This window comes from Arcicella gelida (assembly GCF_034931025.1).
Lineage (GTDB): Bacteria > Bacteroidota > Bacteroidia > Cytophagales > Spirosomataceae > Arcicella > Arcicella gelida.
Genome location: NZ_JAYGIL010000065.1, coordinates 2,501 through 5,225, shown reverse-complemented (window position 1 = coordinate 5,225; position 2,725 = coordinate 2,501). Strand labels below are relative to the sequence as shown.

General features: G+C 47.0%; 2 rRNA genes (1 of these 2 only partly in view). Both read right to left on the bottom strand.

What is annotated here, in order from left to right:
* Nucleotides 1-14: 14 nt before the first annotated feature.
* Nucleotides 15-126: ribosomal RNA gene (gene rrf / locus VB776_RS24390) — 5S ribosomal RNA — on the bottom strand.
* 102 nt (nt 127-228) lie between these two features.
* Nucleotides 229-2,725: ribosomal RNA gene (locus VB776_RS24385) — 23S ribosomal RNA — on the bottom strand; it runs 331 nt beyond the window's last position.

Sequence of the window (2,725 nt, the reverse complement as noted above, 5' to 3'; positions counted from 1 at the left end):
TTTTTCATTAATATTTTTGGGGTTTATTTACTTTCCCGCATGTGATTGCAGTATCATCAACGGAACTGGGCTTAACTTCTCTGTTCGAGATGGGAAGAGGTGAACACCAGTCCTATCAACCCCATAAAGTTGGTGAGCTTTTAAGCTCTATATCTTTATGAGTTTTTCTCATTTAATATTGTGAAAGATGTTGAAGAGTAAGAACACTACAGATTACATACAGTTGTATTAATAAAGCTCTTGGGTAATTAGTATTGCTCGACTTTGATATTTCTATCTTTACATCTGCAACCTATCAAGGTCGTCATCTACGACCGCCCTTATATGGATTACTCATCTTCAGGTCAGTTTCGCACTTAGATGCTTTCAGCGCTTATCTGATCCCGACGTAGCTACTCAGCAATGCCCTTGGCAGAACAACTGATACACCAGCGGTCAGTCCAACTCGGTCCTCTCGTACTAAAGTCAGAACCTGTCAATAATCCTACGCCCACAACAGATAGGGACCGAACTGTCTCACGACGTTCTGAACCCAGCTCGCGTGCCACTTTAATCGGCGAACAGCCGAACCCTTGGGACCTTCTCCAGCCCCAGGATGTGACGAGCCGACATCGAGGTGCCAAACCTCCCCGTCGATGTGAGCTCTTGGGGGAGATCAGCCTGTTATCCCCAGAGTACCTTTTATCCTTTGAGCGATGGCTGTTCCATACTAAACCACCGGATCACTATATCCTACTTTCGTACCTGATCGACTTGTTTGTCTCACAGTCAAGCACCCTTTTGCTATTGCACTCTACGCACGGTTACCAAGCGTGCTGAGGGTACCTTTGAAAGCCTCCGTTACTCTTTTGGAGGCGACCACCCCAGTCAAACTACCCACCAAGCAATGTCCCTATTTAGGTTAGAATTCCAGTACAAGAAGGGTGGTATTTCAACGTTGACTCCATGATGCCTAGCGACACCATATCACAGTCTCCCACCTATCCTACACATCCAGTACCAGAACTCAATGCTAAGCTATAGTAAAGGTTCATGGGGTCTTTCCGTCCCGTTGCGGGTAAACGGCATCTTCACCGTTACTACAATTTCACCGAGCTCACGGCTGAGACAGTGTCCAGATCGTTACACCATTCGTGCAGGTCGGAACTTACCCGACAAGGAATTTCGCTACCTTAGGACCGTTATAGTTACGGCCGCCGTTTACTGGGGCTTCGATTCAATGCTTCGCTTGCGCTAACATCCCCTCTTAACCTTCCAGCACCGGGCAGGTGTCAGGCCTTATACGTCAACTTTCGTTTTTGCAAAGCCATGTGTTTTTGTTAAACAGTCGCCTGGACCAATTCTCTGCGGCCTCTCATCGCTGAGTAGGCTCCCTTTATCCCGAAGTTACAGGGTTAATTTGCCGAGTTCCTTAGCCGTGATTCACTCGAGCGCCTTAGAATATTCTTCCCAGTCACCTGTGTCGGTTTACGGTACGGGTTACTATTAAGTATAGATTCACAACTTTTCTTGGAAGTCTCTTCGCTCACTCGTTTCTGCCTTGCGGCTTCTTCTCAAAGGCACTATTCCGTCAGTACCTGCAAACCACGAATCTCCGTCATTGTGTTTCCCTAATAGTAAGTTCAGGAATATTAACCTGATGTGCATTAAGTCTTCGCTGTCGCTAAACCCTTAGCCCCCGACTAACCCTCAGTTGATTAGCATAGCTGAGGAAACCTTGACTTTTCGGCGTGCGGGTTTCTCGCCCGCATTATCGTTACTCATCCCTACATTTGCTTTTCTGAACGCTCCAATTAACCTTGTCGATTAACCTTCTCCGCAATCAGAATGCTCCCCTACCAGTATGTATAAAATACATAATCCAAAGCTTCGGTACTATACTTGATGCCCGTTTATTATCGATGCCCGCCTCGCTCGACCAGTGAGCTGTTACGCACTCTTTAAATGAATAGCTGCTTCCAAGCTAACATCCTGGCTGTCTCTGCAATCAGACCTCCTTTGTTCAACTTAGTATAGATTTGGGGACCTTAGCTGTTGGTCTGGGTTCTTTCCCTCTCGGACAGTGACCTTAGCACCCCTGCCCTCACTGCCGTGTATATTTCATGCCATTCAGAGTTCATCAGGATTTGGTAGGATGTGACTCCCCCTAGTCCTATTGGTAGCTTTACCTGCATGAAACTCAACCACGACGCTGTTCCTAAAAACATTTCGGGGAGTACGAGCTATTTCCCAGTTTGATTAGCCTTTCACCCCTACCCACAGCTCATCGAAATACTTTTCAACGTAAACTCGTTCGGTCCTCCAGTGTGTGTTACCACACCTTCAACCTGGCCATGGGTAGATCACAAGGTTTCGCGTCTACTCCCCCTGACTAAACGCCCTATTAAGACTCGCTTTCGCTCCGACTCCAGTTCTATAAACCTTAATCTTGCCAGGAAGAGTAACTCGTAGGGTCATTATGCAAAAGGCACGCCGTCACAGAATCACTCTGCTCCGACCGCTTGTAAGTGTATGGTTTCAGGGTCTTTTCACCCCCCTGCTCGGGGTACTTTTCACCTTTCCTTCACAGTACTCGTTCACTATCGGTATCTTGTTAGTATTTAGCCTTACCGGATGGTGCCGGCAGTTTCAAAGGGGATTTCTCCAGTCCCCCCCTACTCAGGATACGGTTACGTCTAAAAATTTTACTCTTACAGGGCTATCACCTTCTATGGCTGACTTTCCC